Below are 22,801 nucleotides of genomic sequence, written 5' to 3' on the forward strand. Positions count from 1 at the left end.
GGTGGCACTGATGCTCAGCATAATGCTTGGCTTCATGACAATGTCAATTCAGCCTGGACGACGCAAGAGGCTGCGGACGCCATTGATCCAACGGCCACCGGTAAGATTGATGAATGGATGCCAGATAAGGACTTACAGGCGATTGTTTTGAAGCAATTGCAAAATGATAAAGTTGCTGTAACTTCCGTTGATCAAATTACAAAACAGATGTTAGAGGACCACCTAACTATCATCTATACGGCCGTTAATCCAAGTAGTCAAATGAACAGTAAAGACATATTTCAACATTTGTTGAATGTCCAGTCATTAACTGGATTACAATATGCAAAGAATTTAACGTCAGTATCTTTCCATAGTTATCTTGGAGCATTTGAGCAACACGATTTACCATTCAGAAATGGTTATTTGAGTGATATCAGTAGTTTAGGATTGTTAACCAAAATGAATAGTGTTGATATTCAGAGAAATAATGTTCATGATATTAGTGCTGTTTCCAATATGCAACTGGGATCTGGAAGCGGATTTAGCTGGAACTCAATTACGGATGTATCGCCACTTCAAAAGTCGAAGGATACTATCGGATCGGGTATATCTCTTACTGCAATGATTTATATGCTACCAAGCATTACATTGAATGCAAGTGTTTCAAGTTATACGATGTCATCATTTATCATAAAAAATATTGATGGGGCTAACGTCCCTATTACTCCCTATTACTATGATACCTATCAACAGTCTCTCAGCACAGCATTTGCGAAAAAATATATTAGTACAGCTGAGGGTGGGGCAAGTAATGAGCCTGTCCAGGAAGTTAAATGGACAGATTTGGCCAAAGCTGGTAATTCTGGGTATTTAACAACTTATTGGAGGGACACTCTGTTTGGACTTCCTACCTCTCCATACGAGGGTGTAGTGGTTCAACCATACACACTTGATCCAAACGTTGGGAATCTGACTGTTAGATTCATTCAAAAGAACGTAGATGGTGATAGTGAAAAGGACCTTTACCCACAGCAAACTTTATCCGGAGCTGATGGGGCGTCATTTAACTTGAAGACGAACACTGATATTCAAAACATTATCCAGTATCTTGAACAAAAGTATGGGTTCACTGGTTACACAGTTGATGGTAATGAGTCGGGTAATTACAGTAAGACAGCTACGCCAACTGTTAAATATATTTTTAATAAAGAACCTGCGGCTGCCCAACCAGTAACCGTCAATTACGTTGATGCCGCTAATGGAAATTCAATTGCGACAAGTAAGCAGTTTACCGGTAAAATTGGTGATTCTTATGATGTGGGGTTAACGTCAAGCTACAAGTTAGATGTTTCAGGTTACACTTTTAAAGATATTAAGACCGGATCTGATCCGGTTACAGGTAAATTAGATAATACTCCGAAGACGGTAACGTATGAATATACCAAGAATAGTACGCCAGTAAACCCGGTAAACCCAATCAACCCCGTTAACCCTGTAAATCCGGTTACCCCGGTTAGCCCAACACCGACTCCAACGCCGACTCCATCAACTCCAACAGTAACCACGCAGCCTTCAACCCCAGGCATTGCCAAAAAGGGTGAAGCCGTTTATGCTTTGAAGAAGATCTACATGTATAGTAATAAAGACTTCAAGCAGAGCGAACAAGTTGCGAGTTATGCCAAGAAGCCGCGGATTAATCGGCCGATGTTTGTGGTCACCGATTATGCTAAATCTAAAGCTGGTAACTTACGGTATGTCGTTCGCGATGTCAACCACCACAGCAAGACCGCTGGCAAGAAGGGCTACATCACCGCTGACTATGCCTTTGTTCGCCCAGTTTACTACCACAGTTCTCACAAGACATTGACAGTCATTAATCCACGTGGTGTCAATGAATATAAGAACAAGAACTTGACTGGTAAAGTTAAGAACTTCAAACAAGGCACGCAACTCAAGGTAAAGGGCTTTGTTAAGCATAACTTGACCACTCGTTATCTCTTGAGTAATGGTCATTACATTACTGGAAACCGCAAACTTGTGATTGCTGGTAATCAGAAACAACCTAAGCAAATCAAAGTTAAGAAAGCCATTTACCGCTACAACAATGCTAACTTTGGCAAGCACAACAAACTTATCAAGAAGGGCACCGTGTTGAAAGTGAAGAAGTGGGAATACTCACATCCATACTCAACCACGACCTTTGGTGCTAAACGTTATGCAGTTGCTGGCGGTTATGTAACTGCCAATAGCAAGTATGTGAAAGTAATTAAATAGACTCAATAGTCTTAAACCGACGGGCAAATTGCCTAGTCGGTTTTTGTTAGAAAAAATCTAGAGGAGAAATGAGTTGTATGCCAAAAACAGTAAAAATTGATAAGTATCCATGAATATACCGCTACTCCTAAAGATAAGGCTGAGTATGAGCAGGGAAAAGCTCGGCTTATGGCAGCTTATAAGTTCATGAAAGCTTGTGAGGACGCTGGTCTGACACAAAGAGAATTAGCTGCTGCCGCAGGAGTTCCCCAACGGACGGTTGCCCGAGTTGAGTTGGCAGATAATACTAGTTTGGACACTTTAGATAAATTAGCAACAACTTAGGTAAGAAATTAGACATCTCTTTAACCTAGTGTAGGCTGACTTATAAGCTTGAATTTGAGAATATGTCGCTACCGATAGCTGAAACTTGGTTATGGTGGCGATTTTTTTGCGTTAACATAACCTATTTGATTCAAGGCTTTAATTTTTCATGGCAAGTGAGCAATATAATTAGCTAATTGCTTAACTTAGTCATTATAAATTAGTAGTTTACACATTAATCACTAAAAAGTTATAAAAACAGTGCGTCAATGTTGCAACAAATTGAGTGGGTTGATATATTGATTGTGGTATCAAGGGGATGCCCAGAAAGTTTTATTGTCTCACGCAATTAAGGGGGAGGTACTATGAAAACCTTTTGTCAGCAGACCCAACGGATACGGCGTTTATTGATATCCGTTGGGGTTGCGATTGTGACATTGCTACTATTGTTAGGAGGGGGAATGACACTTGCCAGAGCTGAGCCGGTTGCTGAAACGACTCAGTCTAGCCAAGTGACAACTGGTGAACCGGCGGCCACACAGCAAGCCGTTGAGCAAACGGTGAATGAAACGAGCCCACCGGCAACTCAGCCGACAGCCGAGCCTCAAGTTGAAGCACAAGCATCGACGCCGGCTCAAGCTGAAACACCAGTCGTTCCGACCGAACAAACCAAAGAACAATCAGCTCCTGAAGCATCGGCAACACCAACCGCTCAACCAGCTGATCAGACAGACGTTTCTCAATCAGAAGCGCCAGTCGACGTTGAACCGGTCAGCGAAACGCCACAAGCCGCACCTAAGCAAGTGGTTAAAGAAGCAGCGGATCAAGTAACCAACCAATCAGCACCAACTGCGACTCAACCAACTCAGGATAAAAATACGGTTGGCAGCAGTGAAGTACCAACAGTGAAACCTGCAGCATCGCAGAAGGCACCGGCTGCTCCCGCAATGAAAGCCAAAGCAGCTCTTGCGGCAGCGGAAGTAACTGTTACGAACGAACAAGAATTAAATGATGCCTTGAATAACGCACCAATTGACGGCACCGTTCAGACGATTACCCTTGGTAGTTCGTTCCAAACAGTTAAAGGATTTTTCATCAAACAGGGTCAAAATGTGACCTTTGTAAACCAAGGTGATCCCGTTCAAATCGATCTCGGGTCCCAGATTAAGGTTGAAAAGGGCGGAACATTGACCTTCAAGGGAAATCAAAAAGATGGCATTTTAATTGTGCCAGCTAAAGATTTCCAGGTTCCTCGAAATAATAAGCTTGGTGCAACTTATGGCGCGCTTTGTATCGATGGCACCGTTGAAATGACCAACACCACCATCAAGAATTTTACGATCACACCGCCACCACCATCTAGTAATGATGCGGTTGTGACCGTCAACGGCGGTAAGTTGACAATGAATGAAAATGCGATCATTACGCATAATCATTTATACGTGGAGACTGACTCCGGTAGCTTGGGGGCTGGCGGCATTTCCGTTACTAATGGCGGCACGGTTATTATGAATAAAGACAGTTATGTAACTCATAATTCAACCGAGTGGGGTATCCAGAATTCTGCAGGTGGGATTTCCGTCCATAAAGGATCCCAGTTAATCATCAACGGAGGCCATATTGACAATAATGCTGGTCCGGACGCTGGCGGAATTGAAGTGGGCTACGTTAATGAACCTAAGTGGAATAGAGATACACTTTCCACCGTCATCATGAACGGTGGTTCTGTGGACGAAAATATCTCTTGGAATCATTCTGGTGGTATTTTCATCAATGGCCATGCCGACGTGACAATTAATGGCGGTTCAATCAGCCGAAATCAAACCGGCTTGATTGGCCTTCAACCAAATCCATATGCCTCAGGAGGTGCCATTGTTGTCCATCAAGGCAATGTGCCAGACGGAAGATTAACGGCCGAAGAGTATAACAAGCTCAATCTTGCTAAATTAACTATCAACGATGCGATCATCGATGGGAACCACGCTGCAGCCGCAGGTGGCGGGATTTACGTTAATTCGAACAACGTCACAATCAATAAAGCCACGATTACCAATAACGTTGCCGATATTTATGGCGGCGGGATATATGTTAGTACCGCAGAATATACCCTGCATCTTGGTAACAGCTTAATTACCGGCAACGAAGCAACTGACGGCTCACCCCGAGGAACAATGATCGCCGGCTCTGGTGGTGGCATTTGGTTCTGCCCAACTGGCGATGCCGAAATCTACGTAACAGACGGCACGGCAATCTATGGTAACAAGGCCCTCAACCAAGGCGATGAAGTGTTGAGCGAAGCGAAAGCTGAAGGCGAAGTGACCACACTTGCCAACAGAATGCTCGGTGGTGGCGGCGTTAAATGGTATCATGACCGGGATGGTCAATCAGAAACAGATCCAGTTAATGTTGACCACGAGACTGCCTTTATTGGCCTGAAAAATGTCACCAGTGATGCCGCTAAAGCAATTGCTGCTAGTTTGGCAACTGTCCTGATCACAGGAAACAAATCACCTCGAGGCGGCGGGATTGGTTCCAATGGCTCAGTTATTTTCGGTAACCAGCTTGTTGGGACTAAGACGATTAAGGTGACTAAGGACTGGCAAATCGAAGGATCGACTACCAAGCCTGACAAAGTCATCATCAACATTGTTCTAGACGATCCTAAGAGCCCACAAAATGGCGGGATTGTTGATTCGATTGAATTGGACGCAAACAGTCATTGGCAAGGTGCCTTTGAAGGGTTGCCAACCAATATTCAATATAAAGTGACTGAAAATGAAATTGAAGGATTTACACCGCTGTACGGTGAATTGAAGGACTTAGGTAATAATGTCTTTGAAATAACTGTGACTAACAAGGCAGGCAAAAAAGACCCGACACCAGATAAGCCCGGCACACCTGACAAGCCAACGACACCACCAGACACACCAAATGTACCAATCGTTCCGGGAACACCTCCAGTAACTCCCGAAACACCAGCAACACCAATTCCAACGCCAGTGAACCCAACCTCAGATACATCAACGCAAGTGACTGAGCCTAGTGATCCAGAGGTGACGGCAACTGAGAATAAAGTGGATGAACCAGCAAAAGTTGTTGATGAAAAAGATGATGCTGTCACACCAAAGCAACAAGTAACTGACAATAAGGTGAATTCACCGGTTGATTTGAGTAAGGACCCTGTAGCAGTTGCGACACCTAAGCAAGCTGTTTCAACTGCCAACCCGGCAGCCAAACAGACTGTTGCGACCTTACCACAGACGGGTGATCAAGAATCACTCAGCATCGTCTTACTGGGAATCTTGCTGCTCATGGTAGCCCTCGGCGGCATTGGCTTGAATAAAAAGTTTAACTAGATAGACGAAACAATATCCCTTCAGGATAAAATGAATTGAAATGCCCGCCAGTCGTAACAGATGATAACCATCACGACTGGTGGGTATTTTTTCCAAAGTTAGTGTAAAGTTTAACTCGGTAAGACCTCCGGCCTTAACAAAATAAAAGAAGACCGTTAATCTTCTAATTGAGTCACCACAAACAATTAGGAAAGAGGAACGGTCTTCCATGTCACAATTGTAGCAGTTATTTTGAATAGTTTAAAGTCTCATCAGTCATTTTTAGAAGCTGAACAAGATATTATGATTCAGGTATCGCAGCTGTTTACGAAGGCTTTTGGGACAGCATTAGAAGAATTGGATCGAGAGCTTTGTTTGGAGCAGAGTGATCAACCGATCCTGCATCGAGATCAACGAACTATTCAGCTAGTTTGTGGCAACGTTAGTTACCGGCGGCGATTAGTTGAACAGGAGGATGGTCGTCACAGTTATTTACTTGATGAATATCTAGGATTAAAACCGCGGGTTAGATATTCAGATTTATTGATTCAACGAGTTTCCCAGTTAGCTTCTAAGGGTGTCTTAAGGTCAGTGGCCGAGGCCGTTTCAGTCTTAACGCCAGTTTCAATGAGCCATCAGACGGTTTGGAAAATTACCCAGGTAGCGGGTCAAGCGATTGATGAGATTCGGATAGCGGAAGCCGATTATCGAGAAACGACAGTGGCTGAACGGAAACAGTTACCTGTCCTTTTCGTTGAAGGCGATGCTTTTATGATTAAGGGTAAAGGTAAATTCCCTAAGCAGCTGATGGTCCACCGCTTTCAAGTTTATGAAGGGGTTAAACTCAATGGTCAGCGTCGTCGTTTGATCAATCGCCATGTGATTAGCAGTTTGAGCCATTCAACGGTGTTAAAGGAGCTTAAGGCATACTTGGATCAGCATTATGATTTAAGTAAAACTAAGTTAATTACCGGCAGCGATAACGGTAGTGGCTATACGCCGAGCGTGTTTGATGATATTGCCGGCATGGCCCAAAGTCACCAACATATTTTGGACCGTTATCACCTGAACCGTAAGATTCGAACGCGGCTAAGTACTTTGCCTAAGCAATTGGTCAATGGGTTAATCAAAACGATTAATCATGGTCATTTTAACCAGATTCCAGCTTATTTGGATACCGCTGAGAGTTTGGCAGTTGATCGGGAAGCGTTAGCGGACGTGCAACTGTTACGAGCTTATTTCAGGCGAAATTGGCCGTCGATTGAGCCATTAGGGAATCCAGGCTTTGCGCACGTCGTGCATAGCTTGGGGAGCTGTGAAAGCAATCATCGCCGGTATACTTACCGCTTGAAGCATCAGGGGCGTAGTTGGACTAAAGCTGGCCTAACGGCCATGCTTAGAGTGATTGATGCGCAACAGAACAATGATTTAGAAGCCACGTTAATTAAGCGCCCAGATTTTGCCAAACCATTAGCACCGAAAATTCCGCGACTAATTCCCAAATTATTAAAGCAAGTGAAAACGACTCATCAGGGAATTCACCACGGATCAATTGTCGCCGACGCGGCATATTCATCGCCCATTGGGCATTTGGCTCAGATTTTTAACAACTCAATTTGAAGTTACCGAGTAAAACTTGACACATACGCACGCGCAAGTGACCGTTATTTCTCCTAAGGGTGTTAATGCATACAACCATAAGAATCTAACGGGGAAGGTTGCCAACTACAAGCAAGGAACGGTGCTCAAGGTTAAGGGAATTGTTAAACATAATTTGACGACTCGCTACATTTTGACAAACGGCAAATACGTCACGGCTAACCGCAAGCTCGTTAAGATGGGCCGCCACGCCCACGTCACAAAGGTGCGGGCTAAAGCGGCGATTAATCGCTACCAGGATGTTAACTTGACCAAGCGCAACCGCCATCTTAAAAAAGGAACAACCTTGAAAGTTCACCGGTATGAGTATTCCCAACCCACTAATCTGAGCCAACATGGGACGCTCCGATATCGGGTTGCTGGCGGCTATATTACTGGTAATGCGAAGTATGTAAAGGCGATTCGATAATAATCAACAAATAATTTGAGGAATCCCCCTAAAGCTTTTGATTCTGGCTTTGGGGGGATTCCTCATTATGGCTTTGCACTTGTTAATGAAATTGAATCACTTATTTATCGACTACGGGATTAACATCAGTAGATTTGGCAGTATGATGTCGTTTGATCGCTCGGTTCGTCAGCATCACAAACAGCATTGCCAAGGCTGCGTAAACGGCACCGCCCAAGCTGATCTTATCTAAGCCAACCAGGCCGGTCATGCTGGAAGCGGTGGCGGATCCAAGCGAAATGCCGAAATTGAAGAAGATGGAACTGAGGGATGACGCCAATACCAATGATTGCGGGTAATCCGATTCTGCCGTATTCAGAAAATGAATCTGGATTGGAGAGTTCATAATCGTGACAATTAAGGTTAAGACGAGCAGGATGCCAAAGCCGGAAACCTTGTTGAGGAGGGCAAACGGCATGAGCAGCAACAAAATAATGTCCACCGTGTAAAATCTGGGCATCAGCCGTAACCCATTCGGCCGGGCAGCGACTGCCCCAGAGAGTCGGTTGCCAAAGATGCTGACAATTCCAAGGACAAACAGCAGCCAATTTAAGCTGGTAGTACTGAAACCAAGCAAGGTGGTTAATAGCGGCCGAACATACGTGTAGTAAGCGTACATCGTTGCGGCCATGAACAGCGTGGAAAAGATAGCAAAATAAATGCGGGGATCCAGCAGGAGGGTCAGCTGATTTTTGATTGAACCTTGAGTTTGTTTGAGGTTGCGGGGCAAGATGAAGACTAACAGGATAAAGGTAATGATGGTTAGCACGGAAATAACATAAAAGGCATAACGCCAACCGAGACTGGTACTGACAGTTACCCCAATTGGGACACCAAAGACCGAAGCGATGCTGAAGCCGGCGAAAATCCAGGAGACTAAGCCAGCTCGTTTATCACGCGGAGCAATCGTGCTGGCAAAGGTCATGACCAGAGAGATGATTGAACCAGCTGTCGTAGCGGTGATCATCCGCGAAATGACCATAAATAGATAATTAGGGGCCAAGCCACTCAGCGTATTACCAATAAAGAAGACGACAATCAATGATAATAAGGTCTTATAGCGACTGTAGCGGCTGGTCAAAACGGTTACGAAGGGGGTGCTGATTGCGTAAACTGTCGCAAAGATGGTGACCAAGTAACCGATTGTTGACAACTTGACGTCAAAGGTGCGGGAGAGATCAGATAACACCCCGACAACAATAAACTCGTTGCAGCCCAGCATAAAAGCAACGAGGACGAAAATGATTGATTGTAATTTGAAACGGCTCATATGTAAATTTCTCTCCTTATGTTAGCTATAAAACGAATTGCACACCGTATTAAATATTAGCATAGAAGATGAGGACAGGGAAGATTAGTTTTTGATGTGAACTAACGATAAAATGAGCGGATCAAAGCGATTAGAGATCGGAGTGTAAGTCGCCTCGAACGGAAATTCCGGTTTGGGGAATTTTTGTTCGAGGTGCTTGCATGCAGATCTCTGCTTTGAGGAGCTGTCCTAACTTGAGCAATTCCTTTGACAGAGTACCTATAACCGTGATGTAATTGATTGTCTTAAAGTTTATCGAATTGTTCATTAAGGGGGCGGGGGCGTGCAAACTAAATCAAAAGCCGCAACAACCAACGATGATAATGCCATCACGATGACAGCGATGTTCAAATTTGTCTTCGGGACCGTTCTCAAACGGCCGTGGATCTTGGCACTCAATGTTGTTGTCCTAACGGTGTTATCGTTTATGGACTTCTTGTTGCCGCAATTTAACCAGTACATTATTGATCATGTCATCCCGAATAAGGATACGGGGCGGTTGGTCATTGTCGTTGGGTTATTACTATTAACCGTGACGATTTCAGGAATTTTCACGTACCTTTCAACATATTTTATGGGGGTGATGAGTCAAGGGGCCATCACGAATCTAAGAAATCAGTTGTACCAATATCTGATTCGGTTGGATACGCACTTCTTTGAATCCAGTAAGACTGGTGATCTCATGGTGCGGCTCACTTCTGATATCAATAACCTGCAAAATTTGATTTCGCCCAACATGCTGTCACTGATTGGGAGCTTATTTACCTTTATCGGCGTGTTGGTCTTCATTTTCTACGTCAATTGGATCATGGCACTGGCGGTCAGTTTAACCTTCCCGTTGATTTTTCTAGTGGTGCGGATTTTTCGGACCCGAATTCGAAATTCTTACCAGAAAGCTCGGCAATCCCAAGCATTGATGACCAATCAGCTGCAAAATACCTTGACCCAAATTCAATTGATTAAGAGTTACACAACTGAAGACTTGGAATCCAGCCGCTTTAGTAAATTGGCTAACCAGAATAAGGATAATATCATTGAAGCAACCCGCAATCAGGCGATTTTCTCGCCACTCATTACTTTTATTCAGTATTTGGGAACGGCGATTGTCTTGCTGCTGGGAACGCTGTTTGTTTTCAAAAGTCAGTTGACAATTGGTCAGTTGGTGGCGTACTTGAGCTATGTGAGCATCCTGCAAAGCCCAATCAGTGCCTTCTCCAGATTACTGAATCAATTCCAGCAATCACTTGTGTCATATGGGCGGATTGTCCATATTATTGGACTGAAACCAGAGATTGTTGACGCGCCGGATGCAGTTAGTTTTCCAACAATCAAGGCTGGCGTCAAGTTTGATCACGTGACCTTCGCGTATGCCTCGGAGGATGCTGAAGATCCGCATAAGGCAGCAATCCAGGACGTGACGTTTGATGTTCCCTTTGGTAAACAGACCGCGTTGGTTGGCCATTCAGGAGCTGGTAAGTCGACGATCACTGACCTGCTTGATCGCTTGTATGACGTGACTAGCGGCCAGATCTACTTTGATGGGGTACCAATTAATCACATTAAATTAAAGTCGTTGCGGCAAAATATTGCCATCGTATCTCAGGACATTTTCATTATCGACGGGACGATTGCGGATAATATTCGGTATGGGACGCCCGGAGCGAGCGATGAAAAAATATGGGATGTTGCCAAGTTGGCCGATATCGATGACTTTATCCATGGCCTGCCAGAACAGTTGCAGACCCAAGTGGGTGAACGGGGAATCAAATTATCCGGCGGCCAAAAACAACGAATCGCAATTGCCCGGGCACTACTAAAAGACGCCCAGATTGTCGTTTTGGATGAAGCCACTGCCTCACTGGACAATGAATCCGAAAAGACCATCCAGCACGCCCTAGAAAATCTGATGGAACAACGAACGTCACTCGTGATTGCCCACCGGTTGTCCACGATTCATAATGCCGACCAGATCCTCGTCGTCGATAATGGCAAGATTGTCGAACGGGGAACGCACGATGAACTGATGCAGATGAATGGGTATTATAAGCAGTTGTATGAGGCGCAGTTTGAGTAGGGGTGCGTGCAATGTAGTATTCTCGTACGGAATTCAATTGAACTAGATGTTCTGAAAAAAGCCCCAGAGTTGCACTAGTTGCGGCTTTAGGGCTTTTAACTTTAGATAATCAATCTTGGATAGACTGATTATCGCATGTGAATTTCTAATTAAATAATTGAAATTTAGAAGTATCTGGATCTCAATTATAAGAGTGGATAAGATGTGATGGCGGACTTTTGTGAAATATGCAAATTGTCCATTACTGTGGACACAAGACGAGAAAACGGTTACATTGAAATGAGCTAAACTTATTAAGTGAAGGGAGGGATAAAGATGGTAAAGGTAAAATTAGATCGTGAAATATTGAATTTGCTGGAGCAAACAGCAAATTTTATGACAGCCAAGGAACTATCAACTAAATTAAATGTTTCGACCAAAACGATTTATAGAGCAATTAATCAAATTAACGATAAAGTTGGAGATCCCAAATTAATTGTCGCTTCAAAAGGAAAAGGAATCCAATTGAATCAAGATCGTTCAACTGATCAATTAACTCAGATGCCAAGTGCCAATTTATCCGCAATGAATTCGTTATCCCCTAGTCGCCGGAGGGAACAAGTTCTCCTACGATTACTATATGTATCATCGCGTGCAATCAAAATTAGTTCAATTTATGAACGATTTTATGTAAGCGATTCCGTAATTAATAATGATGAGAAGGTGATGGAGGACTGGCTTAAGAAGTTCAATTTGACATTGAGAAGAGCTAATAGGGAAATATCAATTTTAGGTGCAGAAGCTGATGTAAGGCGTGCCATTTCAGCCTTAACTGATGTTAGTGGTGTTATTGATTTTAACAATATATTTAGCAAATCAAATGTCTCTTTGAACCAACGAGATGTCAACTTCGTTATTAGGTTGGTCAGAGAGGCAGAAAAAGACTTGGGAGTAGATATTCCTTATCCGTATGATATTAATATTTTTTCTCATATTTATATTTTGATTAATAGGTATAAGAACGTTGGCCATAATGGTGCGATGCCCGAGGGAATGCAAGAGTCAAAACAAAATTACAATTTTGATTTATTGCACTGTGCCCAAAATATCACTCGAAAGATTGAAAAATATGCAAACATTAAATTGCCGTTGTCTGAAACATTATATATTTACGAATATTTAGAGTCTTCTAGAATTTATAATTTTGATGAAACTACCGAAAAAATTCCCTTTAAGGTGTTATCAATTGCTGAGGAATATATTTCAAACGTTTCAAGAATTCTAGATCAGAATATTGAAAAAGGTGATATTCTACTGGACCTTGTAAAACACATCAGGCCAATGCTTAACCGACTTACGAACGGTATCTACGCTAACAATGAATTACTTGGACAAATCAAGAATGAATATCCAAAAATTTTTGACGCCGTTCAGCATACTTCTCACCTCATTTCGAATAAATTTGACCTACCCGAGATTCCTGATGGCGAGAGTGGATTTATCTCGATTTACTTTGCACGAGAGATTGAGGACAAGCGTCAACCAACCCGAGTGTTAATTACCTGTACAACGGGCGTTGGAACTGCTCAACTGCTCAAAGTTAAGGTTAATAAATCATTCCCGAATTTTATTATTGATGATGTTCTCTCGATTGGTCAGTATGAAGAGAATAAGTTCAACTATAAAGATGTGGACTTCATTATTTCAACCGTTCCTTTTAAAAGTGATTCTAAAATTCCAATTATTGTTGTGAGTGCGCTATTCACACAACGTGATCAAAACGCAATTCGGGAAACGATTAACTCGTTAAAAGGGGCAAAGGTATGAAACTAATGAACGAAGATTCTGTTATCTTTGCTGAAAAACAATACACCAAGCGGGAATTGTTCGAATCTGTTTGTAATCAGTTAGCTAAATCCAGGGTATTATCTGATGCTTCTGAAGTGGTCAAACAATTACTTGAACGAGAAGAAATATCGGATACCCGAATTGATGATTTAATTGCGATGCCTCATTGTGAGAGTTCAGCCGTTATTTTTCCCAAAATCATATTAGTGAATTGCAGAAAATTTCCGATTTTTTGGGATCATGACGTGATGGTTACCGGGATTGTGTTCTTGTTTATCCCCACGAGCGATTCCGATGAAATTAAGGAAATACCACATTTTGTTAAAAAGTTAGCGGATCCAAATGTCACAAAAGAATTGTTTGAATCTAACAACCGAACACAATTTATCGCAGATGTACACTTATTTGAAAGAAGATGATCATTGATGGATGTTAAAAGCTCAATCAATCCAAAAACAATTGTTGTAAATAGTAATGCACAATCAAAAGATGAAGTATTAAAAGAAATTGTCCATTATTTGTATGAAGCGGGAAATGTGAATGATGAATCCGAATTTTTGAAAGCTGTTTATAAGCGTGAATCTCAAGGAGTAACTGGTATTGGTAATGGAGTCGCAATTCCTCATGGACAGAGCAGCAGTGTTATTGATCCTGGTGTTGCGATTGTTACTTTGAAGCATCCAATTGCTTGGGAAAGTTTGGATGATCAAAAAATTAAAATTGTTGTATTATTCGCAGTTTCGGATAATTCAGAGGGTGCTAAATTACACCTGCAACTTTTAGCGCAATTTGCGAAAAAGCTTGGAAATGACGATGTTTTAGAATCGCTGAAGTCAGCCGAAGATGTTCAAGAAATCACTGAAGCATTTGAATAGAGGAGGAAATTAAAATGAAAATTGTTGGTGTATGTGCTTGTACTGTTGGGATTGCCCACACTTATATTGCTCAAGAGAAGCTCGAAAAAGCAGCTGAAAAGCTAGGCTATGATATCCATTTGGAAACACAAGGAACAATTGGGACTGAAAATCCATTAACTCAAGAAGAAATTGATAGCGCTGACATTGCAATCTTAGCCATTGACGTAAAAATCAAGGGAATGGAACGATTCCAGAATATCACTAAATTAACCGTTCCAACTGATATAGCTATCAAATCGCCAACTAAACTGATTGAAAAGTCAGTTGAAGTTGCCAAATCACGAATGAGTGGTACGAAAGCATAATGGAGGAATGAGCTATGAAGAGTTTTGTTAAGTCATTGCGATTAAAAAATCATTTGTTAACAGCCATTTCGTTCTTAATCCCGGTTGTGTGTGGAGCAGGATTTATGATAGCCATTGGGTTAGCTATGGGTGGCAACTCATCAGCAGATTTAACCAAGAGTTTCACTTTCTGGGATGCTTTGGCTAAGCTTGGGGGAACAGGGCTTGGAATGCTTCCAATGATTATTTCGACTGGGATTGCTTTTTCCATTGCTGATAAGCCTGGTATTGCACCCGGACTAGTTGTTGGTCTTGCTGCTGAAGCGATTGGTGCAGGATTTATTGGTGGACTGATTGGTGGATACATGGCCGGCTGGCTCGTTTTAGCAACAATCAAGTATGTAAAATTACCAAGTTGGGCTAATGGCTTAATGCCGATGCTGATTGTGCCATTCATTGCATCCTTTATTGGAAGTATCATCATGGTATACGTCATTGGAAGCCCAATTGGCTGGCTCACAGCAGGATTGACCCACTATCTTAGCACGCTTAACGGAACTTCTAAATTGTTCTATGGCCTGATGATTGGCGTCTTAGCAAGTGTTGATTATGGTGGCCCGATTAATAAGACAGTGTTTGCCTTTGTATTAACAATGCAAGCTTCAGGCGTTAATGAACCCATCACTGCATTAATTCTTGTAAATATGGCCACCCCTCTTGGTTTTACGGCGGCATACTTCTTTGGAAAAATGTTCAGAAAGACTATCTACACGAAGGTTGAAGTTGAGACCATCAAGACCGCATTTCCAATGGGAATCTTTGAAATTGTCGAAGGAGTTCTCCCGATTGTATTAAATGACATTGTTCGTTGTGTTGTTGCGACAGGAATTGGTGGAGCAGTCGGTGGTGCAATTTCAATGTACTTTAGTGCAAATAGCAAAGTTCCATTTGGTGGATTATTAGCAATTCCAACAATGACAAGACCAATTGGATTTATCATTGGCTTGGTCGCAAATGTCATCGTAACTGGCCTTGCATTAGCATTACTCAAGAAACGAGTAACGGCAGAAGATGAAGAAAAAGAAGATACAGCGACAGAAGCTGATCTGAACATGGATGACATTCAAATTTCTTAGTGGAGGGATAATTTATGAACGTAAAATTTTCACCATCGTTGATGACAATGGACTTGGATGATTTTAAAAATCAAATTGACTTTTTAAGTGATAAAGTAGATTCATTTCATGTAGACATTATGGATGGCCATTTTGTCCCCAATTTGACCCTTTCACCCTGGTTTATTGAACAAGTTAAAAAGATTTCTGACACCCCAATCTCCTCTCATTTGATGGTTGAGGACCCATCGTTTTGGGTAGACGAATTAATCAAAGTTCATAGTGAATACATCTGTTTCCCTGCTGAACGGGCAAACGGGATTGCATTCCGATTGATTAACAAAATTCATGCAGCGGGCTTGAAAGCAGGGGTTGTGTTAAATCCTGAAACTCAAATTGATCAGATTAAGCCGTACTTAGAGGCCCTCGATAAGGTCACAGTCATGACAGTGGATCCAGGATTTGCTGGTGAAAAGTTCATTCAAAGCAGCCTTCAAAAGATTCGCGATTTACGAACCGTTAGAGAAGAGGGCGGCTATAACTACCTGATTGAAATGGATGGATCATCAAATCGACGATCATTTAAGCGTATCTTTGATGCTCAACCAGATATTTATATTGTTGGAAGAAGTGGCTTGTTCGGCCTAAGTGATGATATTGAAACATCTTGGAATATGATGACACAAAACTTCCTCGATGCAACCGGTGTGAGTGTAATGCAATAGTTGTAGGCAAAAAGGTAAGTTGAGTGATCAAAAAAGTGATCCGCCATTATAAATCCCTGAAATACAACTTTATTCCCGGGATTACTAATGATAGATCACTTTTTTGCGTTCTCGGAGTGTCTTTTTAGCCCACTATTTATTGGCTGTTTCCAAAAGATCACTTTGCTTTAGAATTTTGATGAGTTCCGTTTCACTTGAAGCCTCATACAAGTTATCTAGCCATTTTTTATCCTGTAATTTTTTCATTAATAATCCTAAATAGGACAGATGCCGTTGCTCGTCAATTGGGGCTAGACCAATTATGAGTTTGATTTTTTTACTTGGATCCACCAAATCAAAAGGCTGCTTGAACATAGTGAAACTAATTCCCAATTTATTCACTCCATCATTTGGGGATGCATGAGCTAACATAATGCCATTTCCTAGAGCCATATATGGACCGTGCTTTTTTGTTAAGGTAATAATTTTATTAACATACTTCGGTTCAATCTGACCATCTTTTTGCAGAGGGGCCATTGAGTACTTAATGGCTTGACCCCAATCCGCATTTTGATCAACAAGTTGAACATCATTTGGAAATAAGACAGTTGAATCTTCTGTATTGTTCTTAATGCTTTGATCTTTATGGCTGACGCGTGAGATATAAGTTTTTAAAGCATCTTTTAACCCATCTGGGTCAACGATTCTCGAATATGTGGAAATAATATCCATCAATGTACCAACATTTATTTGGGGGAGCGTATCGTCAGTGATTAGATTCGTGCGAACTAATGCTTGATTAATGGTATTCCATTCCGTATCGGATGGGAGTGCTGATACGTGAATAATGGGAATTTCTTTCTTGGGGTGCAAATGAATGGTACTAATCACGAGTTGAACTTTATCAAGGGTACTATTTTCGTATTGAATCACATTCATTGGGCCAGAGAAATTGACGGTTGGGTAGGTTGTTTTGAGCTTTCTTAATAGCAATTGGGACGTTCCAATTCCACTTGAGCACACAACAAGAACTTGTCCGGAGCTTGAAACCGTTGAATATGCATTTCTCAAGACACCACCAAAGTACAATGCAATTAAGGCAACTTCATCGTCAGAAATTTTTTTCTTGAGAAATGCTTCAAATGGTTGAACGGCAATCCTTGTTAGATCAAAGGTTTCTTGATAACTCACTTTAATTTGATCAAGACTGGGATGGCGGTAATTAATATTGAATTTAGCTCGATAATAAGTCGAAAGTAAGTGGACAGTTAAATTGCTTACTAACGAATTCTCGTTTGGATTAATAGAAACACCTGCTACCTCGTTAAACCTTTGAATAATCGAATTTGTAATTGGCTTTAGGGTTTTAATCAATGGATCGTCCCAATTTACAAATGAAAATTGGCGTGAATTTACAATCCGGGTTAAATACTCTGCTTCAGAACGATTATGAACACCACTATCTTGGAGTAAGCTGTTGGCCCAAGTAAATGCAAGTGAAAAATGGGAGTCTGGATTTTTATCAACCAAGTTCATACTTGGATTTTTGACGCGTTTCAAATACCAAGTGAGATAACATTTAAGCATCACTTTTGCATCATCAGTTAATGAATTGCCAGTTATTTTCTCCAGTAGTTCCAACTGCTTCGGCACAATAGGATTAATTGCGATTTTGGTCTGTTGTTCATATATCTGAATAAGATCATCTGAGTTTTCATAGACCCATCGTCTTTTGTCCAGTTCTTCACCTTTGACGGTTTTCCCTTTATTGGTGTTAATAATTTCCAAGTGTTGTTTCTTTAAAGTATCTTCAACTGACGACAAGTCTCTGATGATTGTATTTTTTGAGACTGATAAATATGATGAGAGGTAGGATAAAGACGAATAATTCCGAGAAATTAAAATGAACGGAATGATTAAGGTTCGCTGAACAAGCGTCAAGCCATTAAATACCGGTGCTTCTCGAACGGTTTGGAGTTCCTTTGCGGTTTCTTCAGGAAGATAATAACCCATATTTTGAATATTCGTAATGCCAAATAACTCATGACTATCCAATTCCTTATTGACTTTATTAATTAAATAAAAAACACTTCGTCGTGATAAGTGCAACTTATCCATCAAATCGGTTGCTGGGATGAAGGAATCAGATTCCTCTAAAATATTTAAAAGCTCGTTACCATGTTTGTACTTACTAAATTTAATCATTGTTATAATCTCCGCTCAAATAAATTAGCTGTTACAATCTTGCACTTTTTATGATGCTATTATTGCACTTGTGAAGAGATGAATCAACAGATATACTCTTCATTGTAATCAAGTAAAGATTTAGACGACTATTTTTTGGAGGTGAGAAGTTTGCTATCCGATTTATTGAATGCGCATACAATACAGGTTGAAGATGGAAGCGCATATACTTGGGAAGATGCTATTCGCAAGGCGGCCCAGCCATTAATTGATCTGAAATTTGTAGAAACTGCTTATGTTGATTCAATGATTGACGTTGTTAAAGAAGAAGGCCCATATATCAATATTGGACCCCAAGTTGCACTTGCTCATGCGAGACCAAATGATAGTGTTCACAAAATTGGATTGTCACTATTAAAGACGAATTCATCAGTAGATTTAGTAAGTGAAGATCATCCTGTGAAACTCTGGTTTGTTTTAGCTGCAACTGATAGTAATAGCCATTTGAGCGTGATACAACAATTGATGACCGTACTGACCAACAACGATATTCTTAATAAGCTGTTGGAAGCACCAACTGTAGATGCTGTGATGGATGCCTTAGATGAGGCTGACGAAGCAGAACAGTAATTGATAATTTGATACTTGATAAATTTAGGAGGAACAATTATGAAAATTTTAGCTGTTTGCCAAAGTGGTTTAGGAACAAGCTTTATGGTTCAGATGAATATCCAATCAATATTGAAAGATGAAAACGTTGATACCAGTGATATCCAAGTAGATCATTCTGATGTTGGTAGTGCTTCAGCTAACGCAGCCGACTATTTCTTTGTAGAATCAACACTTGCTAATGCTGTAGGTTCACTTCCAAAAGATAAAGTTGTTCTACTGAAGAGCTTAATTGACAAGAATGAAACTAAAGAACATGTTAACGATATTTTAGATAGAGAAAACATTAAATACGATGCTAAGTAGGCTGGCAGTCGTTATGGGGGTCCTAAGTTATGAAGGCAATATTAAATTTATTTGTTAGTATTGCGACTCAACCAGCCATTCTGGTTGCCTTGATCGCGATGCTAGGATTATTACTTCAAAAGAAAAAGAGTACAGAAGTTATTCAAGGAACAATCAAAACATTTGCAGGTTTCCTTGTTCTGATCGGTGGTGCTGGAATTTTAAGTAATTCCCTAACACCTTTTGCCTCAATGTTCAAGTTTGCACTGCATGTTCAAGGGGTTGTACCAAGTAATGAAGCCGTGGTTGCCATTGCTTTAGTAAAGTACGGAACAACAACTGCATTGATTATGTTAGTAGGTATGATCGTTAATGTCTTGTTGGCAAGATTTACACGATTCAAGTACATTTTCTTGACTGGACAAGCAATGCTTTATGTTTCATGTTTGACAGCCGTTATCTTAGTAAGCGCACACCTTGGCCGAGGATGGGAAACGATCGTATTAGGTGGAATTTTCGAAGGTACTTTGCTTACTGTAACACCAGCTCTATGTCAGCCATTTATGCGTAAAATTACCGGTGGTGATGAAGTTGCCATGGGGCATACAGGTAACATTGGCTATGCTATTTCTGGATTGATGGGCAAGTGGTTCGGAGATCCTAAGAAGAGTACAGAAGACCTAAACATTCCAAAGAGCTTAGGGTTCTTACGTGATTCAACCGTTTCAATCACATTGTTGATGGGAATTGTTTATATTATTTTAGCTATTATAGCTGGTCCACAATTTGTTGAGAAAAACTTGAGTGCCGGAAATAACTATATTATTTACGCGATCATTCAAGCTGGTACATTCGCAGCCGGATTTGTTGTTGTGCTTCAAGGTGTACGTATGATTTTGGGCGAAATCATTCCAGCATTTCAAGGAATTGCTCAAAAACTTGTACCAAACTCAAAACCAGCTCTTGATGTTCCTATCATTTTCCCATACGCACCAAATGCTGTTTTATTGGGATTCTTCGTTAGTTTCATTGTTGGTACCTTATCAATGTTTGGCATGATTGCCATGGGAACTACTGTTATTATTCCTGGAGTTGTAGGTCATTTCTTCTGTGGCGCCGCAGCCGGTATTTACGGGAACGCTGCTGGTGGTCGTCGTGGAGCGATCATCGGTGCAACTGTTAACAGTTTGATTATTAGCTGGTTGCCATTGTTTATTCTTCCAGTTCTTGGTGGGTTGAAACTAGCAGCATCGACGTTTGCCGATACAGATTACTTGATCCCAGGGATTTTACTAGGAAACTTAGGTGGATTCGGTAAAATTGCGGTTGTTGTTGGAATTTTAGGCTTCTTCGCTTGCGTTCTTATCCTCAGCGCAATTCTTACTCAGAGAGCAAAATCTAAAGCAAAACAAGCACAAGATTAATGCACCAACATAACGGACAATAGGAGGTAATTTAATGAATTCGTCGAATGAAATGAAAGCGGTGAATGCAATACGGTTCTTAAGTATTGACATGATTGAAAAGGCCAAGAGTGGTCATCCGGGGTTGCCCATTGATGCCGCCCCAATGGCATATGTCCTTTGGGAGAAGCTGATGAACTTTAATCCCAAAGATCCTCAATGGTTAAACCGTGATCGATTCGTACTTTCAGCAGGACATGGTTCAGCTTTGCTCTACAGTTTGTTATATTTCAATCAATATCATGTTTCTATTGATGATATTAAGCAATTCCGTCAGCTAGGTTCACTAACTCCAGGACATCCAGAATATGGTCATACTGAAGGGGTGGATGCTACCACTGGCCCGTTAGCCCAAGGGCTTGGGATGGCTGTTGGAATGGCAATTGCCGAACGTCATCTGGCCAACTTGTACAATCGTCCAAGTTATAAAATTATTGATCATTATACCTATGCATTGGTAGGTGATGGTGACTTGATGGAAGGCCTGAGTCATGAAGCTTTGAATATTGCTGGAGATAAAAAGCTTGGCAAGTTGATTGTCCTTTATGATTCAAACGACATTTCATTAGATGGCCCATTAAGCCTAAGTACTGAAGAAAATGTTGAAGAACGCGTTAAGGCAGCCGGTTGGGATTATAGCTATGTGAAAGATGGCAATGATTTGGAAGCGCTTGAAGCTGCGATTAAATCTGCAAAGCGAACTGACCAGCCTTCGTTCATTGAAGTTAAAACGATCATTGGTTATGGAACACCACTTGCTGGAACCAATAAAGTTCATGGTGCGGCAATGGGGCCTGAAAACGTTGAAAAAACGCGAGAAAACTATGGTTGGGATTTAGCACCCTTTGAATTCTCTCAGGATATCTATGATATCTATGATAATTATGTCAACTTAAAGAGTGTTAACTACAGTGACTGGAAAGACTTATTTGATAAGTATTCTTATGAGTACCCGGCAGAAGCCGGCCAACTCAAGGCCAAAAAGCTCGATACCAAGAGCATTGAAACATCTTACAAACCAGGAAATGAAATCGCTACCCGGGTTGCTAGCTCAGAATTACTGCAACAGATTGCTGATAAGAACCCGCAATTCTGGGGTGGCGCAGCCGACCTATCTTCATCCAATAAGACTTATCTGACGGATGATGGCGATTTTACAGATGAGAATCCTAGCGGACGAAATATTTTCTTTGGTGTTCGGGAGTTCGGAATGGGGGCTGCAGTTAATGGAATTAACCTCCATGGGGGAAGCCGGGCATTTGGAAGCACTTTCTTCGTATTTAGTGATTACATGAAAGCTGCCATTCGACTGGCCGCTATTCAACACTTACCATCGATCTTCATCTATTCTCACGATTCGTTAGCTGTTGGTGAAGATGGTCCAACTCATGAACCAATTGAACAATTAGTTGGTTTACGAGCCATCCCGAATGTTAATGTGATCCGGCCAGCAGATGCCAACGAGACGGTGGCTGCTTGGAAGGTCATTGGGGACACCACGGATAAACCCAATATATTGGTAACATCACGGCAGAAGTTACCTGTATTAAAAGAAACGCTTAATGCACCAGTTGATAAGGGTGGTTATATCCTGTCAGATTCGAACAGCACCACTCCAGATGGGATCTTAATTGCCAGTGGCTCCGAGGTTCACCTTGCATTAGAAGCCCAAGACAAATTGAACGAACAAAACTTTGATGTTCGAGTTGTTTCGATGCCAAGTATTGAGCTATTTAATCGTCAGTCACAAGATTATAAGGATTCGGTTCTGCCGCCAGATGTTGAACATCGGGTTGCGATTGAAATGGGAACCAGCTTCGTTTGGTCACAATTTACCGGCCTTAAAGGTGCAATTATAGGTGTTGATCGATTCGGAGCTAGTGGAAAAGGCCCACAAGTTGTTGATAGCTATGGCTTTAACACTGAAAATATTGTTAAAACGTTCAAAAAACTATGGAATAAATTTTAA

General features: G+C 41.4%; 16 protein-coding genes and 2 pseudogenes. 16 read left to right on the forward strand and 2 right to left on the reverse strand.

Annotation, left to right across the window (positions count from 1 at the left end; translation table 11 throughout):
* From FD12_RS14145 to FD12_RS03800, 5 genes and pseudogenes are all read left to right on the forward strand, one after another.
* Positions 1-2,256: DUF5776 domain-containing protein (locus tag FD12_RS14145; RefSeq protein ID WP_056981754.1), on the forward strand; the 2,256-nt coding region annotated here is incomplete at its 5' end.
* A gap of 77 nt (positions 2,257-2,333) precedes the next feature.
* Positions 2,334-2,609 (forward strand): annotated as a pseudogene (locus FD12_RS14385) (helix-turn-helix domain-containing protein).
* Positions 2,610-2,924: 315 nt separating this feature from the next.
* A complete protein-coding gene (locus tag FD12_RS14290) occupies positions 2,925-5,915 on the forward strand; it encodes a Cna B-type domain-containing protein (protein ID WP_056981756.1) in 2,991 nt (996 codons plus the stop codon).
* A gap of 231 nt (positions 5,916-6,146) precedes the next feature.
* Entirely contained in the window at positions 6,147-7,514 is a 1,368-nt protein-coding gene (locus FD12_RS03795) for an ISLre2 family transposase (RefSeq protein WP_056981757.1), read from the forward strand.
* Between the two features lie 28 nt (positions 7,515-7,542).
* A pseudogene (locus FD12_RS03800) lies at positions 7,543-7,962 on the forward strand (DUF5776 domain-containing protein); the annotation flags it as partial.
* Positions 7,963-8,062: 100 nt separating this feature from the next.
* Here FD12_RS03800 and FD12_RS03805 read toward each other — a convergent pair.
* Positions 8,063-9,271: an MFS transporter gene (locus FD12_RS03805; RefSeq protein WP_056981762.1), complete on the reverse strand. Its 1,209-nt coding sequence runs from the start codon at positions 9,269-9,271 to the stop codon at positions 8,063-8,065.
* 373 nt (positions 9,272-9,644) lie between these two features.
* Here FD12_RS03805 and FD12_RS03810 point away from each other — a divergent pair, with 373 nt between their 5' ends.
* The 7 genes from FD12_RS03810 (at position 9,645) to alsE (ending at position 16,252) form a co-directional block, all read left to right on the forward strand.
* Positions 9,645-11,384, forward strand: coding sequence for an ABC transporter ATP-binding protein (locus tag FD12_RS03810; protein ID WP_186825973.1), 1,740 nt, complete (start codon positions 9,645-9,647; stop codon positions 11,382-11,384).
* A 315-nt stretch (positions 11,385-11,699) separates the two neighbouring features.
* Complete coding sequence (locus FD12_RS03815) at positions 11,700-13,190, forward strand: BglG family transcription antiterminator (RefSeq protein WP_054746909.1); 1,491 nt, start codon at positions 11,700-11,702, stop codon at positions 13,188-13,190.
* On the forward strand, positions 13,187-13,630 hold the full coding sequence (locus FD12_RS03820; RefSeq protein ID WP_056981766.1) for a PTS sugar transporter subunit IIA: 444 nt from the start codon (positions 13,187-13,189) through the stop codon (positions 13,628-13,630). Before FD12_RS03815 ends, FD12_RS03820 begins: the two co-directional genes overlap by 4 nt.
* A 6-nt stretch (positions 13,631-13,636) precedes the next feature.
* Positions 13,637-14,086, forward strand: a complete 450-nt coding sequence (locus FD12_RS03825; RefSeq protein ID WP_056981767.1) for a PTS sugar transporter subunit IIA — start codon at positions 13,637-13,639, stop codon at positions 14,084-14,086.
* A 14-nt stretch (positions 14,087-14,100) separates the two neighbouring features.
* The gene (locus tag FD12_RS03830) at positions 14,101-14,433 is read left to right on the forward strand and encodes a PTS fructose transporter subunit IIB (protein WP_054746913.1); all 333 of its coding nucleotides are present in this window, start codon (positions 14,101-14,103) and stop codon (positions 14,431-14,433) included.
* A 14-nt stretch (positions 14,434-14,447) separates the two neighbouring features.
* Positions 14,448-15,548 carry a PTS fructose transporter subunit IIC gene (locus FD12_RS03835; protein WP_056981769.1) on the forward strand — a complete coding sequence of 367 codons (1,101 nt, stop codon included), beginning with the start codon at positions 14,448-14,450 and terminating at the stop codon, positions 15,546-15,548.
* Positions 15,549-15,562: 14 nt separating this feature from the next.
* Complete coding sequence (gene alsE / locus FD12_RS03840) at positions 15,563-16,252, forward strand: D-allulose 6-phosphate 3-epimerase (RefSeq protein WP_054746915.1); 690 nt, start codon at positions 15,563-15,565, stop codon at positions 16,250-16,252.
* A 132-nt stretch (positions 16,253-16,384) separates the two neighbouring features.
* On the opposite strand, the gene FD12_RS03845 is transcribed toward alsE, so the two are convergent.
* Entirely contained in the window at positions 16,385-18,436 is a 2,052-nt protein-coding gene (locus tag FD12_RS03845; RefSeq protein ID WP_056981772.1) for a BglG family transcription antiterminator, read from the reverse strand.
* A 141-nt stretch (positions 18,437-18,577) separates the two neighbouring features.
* Here FD12_RS03845 and FD12_RS03850 point away from each other — a divergent pair, with 141 nt between their 5' ends.
* From FD12_RS03850 to tkt, 4 genes are read left to right on the forward strand one after another with little or no spacing between them, the layout of a single operon-like run.
* Positions 18,578-19,045, forward strand: a complete 468-nt coding sequence (locus FD12_RS03850; protein ID WP_307725454.1) for a PTS sugar transporter subunit IIA — start codon at positions 18,578-18,580, stop codon at positions 19,043-19,045.
* Between the two features lie 39 nt (positions 19,046-19,084).
* The gene (locus FD12_RS03855; protein WP_054746925.1) at positions 19,085-19,390 is read left to right on the forward strand and encodes a PTS sugar transporter subunit IIB; all 306 of its coding nucleotides are present in this window, start codon (positions 19,085-19,087) and stop codon (positions 19,388-19,390) included.
* A gap of 29 nt (positions 19,391-19,419) precedes the next feature.
* Entirely contained in the window at positions 19,420-20,793 is a 1,374-nt protein-coding gene (locus FD12_RS03860) for a PTS ascorbate transporter subunit IIC (protein WP_054746927.1), read from the forward strand.
* A gap of 34 nt (positions 20,794-20,827) precedes the next feature.
* Positions 20,828-22,801, forward strand: coding sequence for a transketolase (gene tkt, locus FD12_RS03865; protein WP_056981774.1), 1,974 nt, complete (start codon positions 20,828-20,830; stop codon positions 22,799-22,801).

It is taken from the genome of Lentilactobacillus rapi DSM 19907 = JCM 15042 (assembly GCF_001436255.1).
Taxonomy (GTDB): domain Bacteria; phylum Bacillota; class Bacilli; order Lactobacillales; family Lactobacillaceae; genus Lentilactobacillus; species Lentilactobacillus rapi.

Coding starts and splice junctions, on each gene's coding strand:
- FD12_RS14290 (WP_056981756.1), top strand. CDS start 2,925: ATGAAAACCTTTTGTCAGCAGACCCAACGGATACGGCGTTTATTGATA.
- FD12_RS03805 (WP_056981762.1), bottom strand. CDS start 9,271: ATGAGCCGTTTCAAATTACAATCAATCATTTTCGTCCTCGTTGCTTTT.
- FD12_RS03810 (WP_186825973.1), top strand. CDS start 9,645: ATGACAGCGATGTTCAAATTTGTCTTCGGGACCGTTCTCAAACGGCCG.
- FD12_RS03815 (WP_054746909.1), top strand. CDS start 11,700: ATGGTAAAGGTAAAATTAGATCGTGAAATATTGAATTTGCTGGAGCAA.
- FD12_RS03820 (WP_056981766.1), top strand. CDS start 13,187: ATGAAACTAATGAACGAAGATTCTGTTATCTTTGCTGAAAAACAATAC.
- FD12_RS03825 (WP_056981767.1), top strand. CDS start 13,637: ATGGATGTTAAAAGCTCAATCAATCCAAAAACAATTGTTGTAAATAGT.
- FD12_RS03830 (WP_054746913.1), top strand. CDS start 14,101: ATGAAAATTGTTGGTGTATGTGCTTGTACTGTTGGGATTGCCCACACT.
- FD12_RS03835 (WP_056981769.1), top strand. CDS start 14,448: ATGAAGAGTTTTGTTAAGTCATTGCGATTAAAAAATCATTTGTTAACA.
- alsE (WP_054746915.1), top strand. CDS start 15,563: ATGAACGTAAAATTTTCACCATCGTTGATGACAATGGACTTGGATGAT.
- FD12_RS03845 (WP_056981772.1), bottom strand. CDS start 18,436: ATGATTAAATTTAGTAAGTACAAACATGGTAACGAGCTTTTAAATATT.
- FD12_RS03855 (WP_054746925.1), top strand. CDS start 19,085: ATGAAAATTTTAGCTGTTTGCCAAAGTGGTTTAGGAACAAGCTTTATG.
- FD12_RS03860 (WP_054746927.1), top strand. CDS start 19,420: ATGAAGGCAATATTAAATTTATTTGTTAGTATTGCGACTCAACCAGCC.
- tkt (WP_056981774.1), top strand. CDS start 20,828: ATGAATTCGTCGAATGAAATGAAAGCGGTGAATGCAATACGGTTCTTA.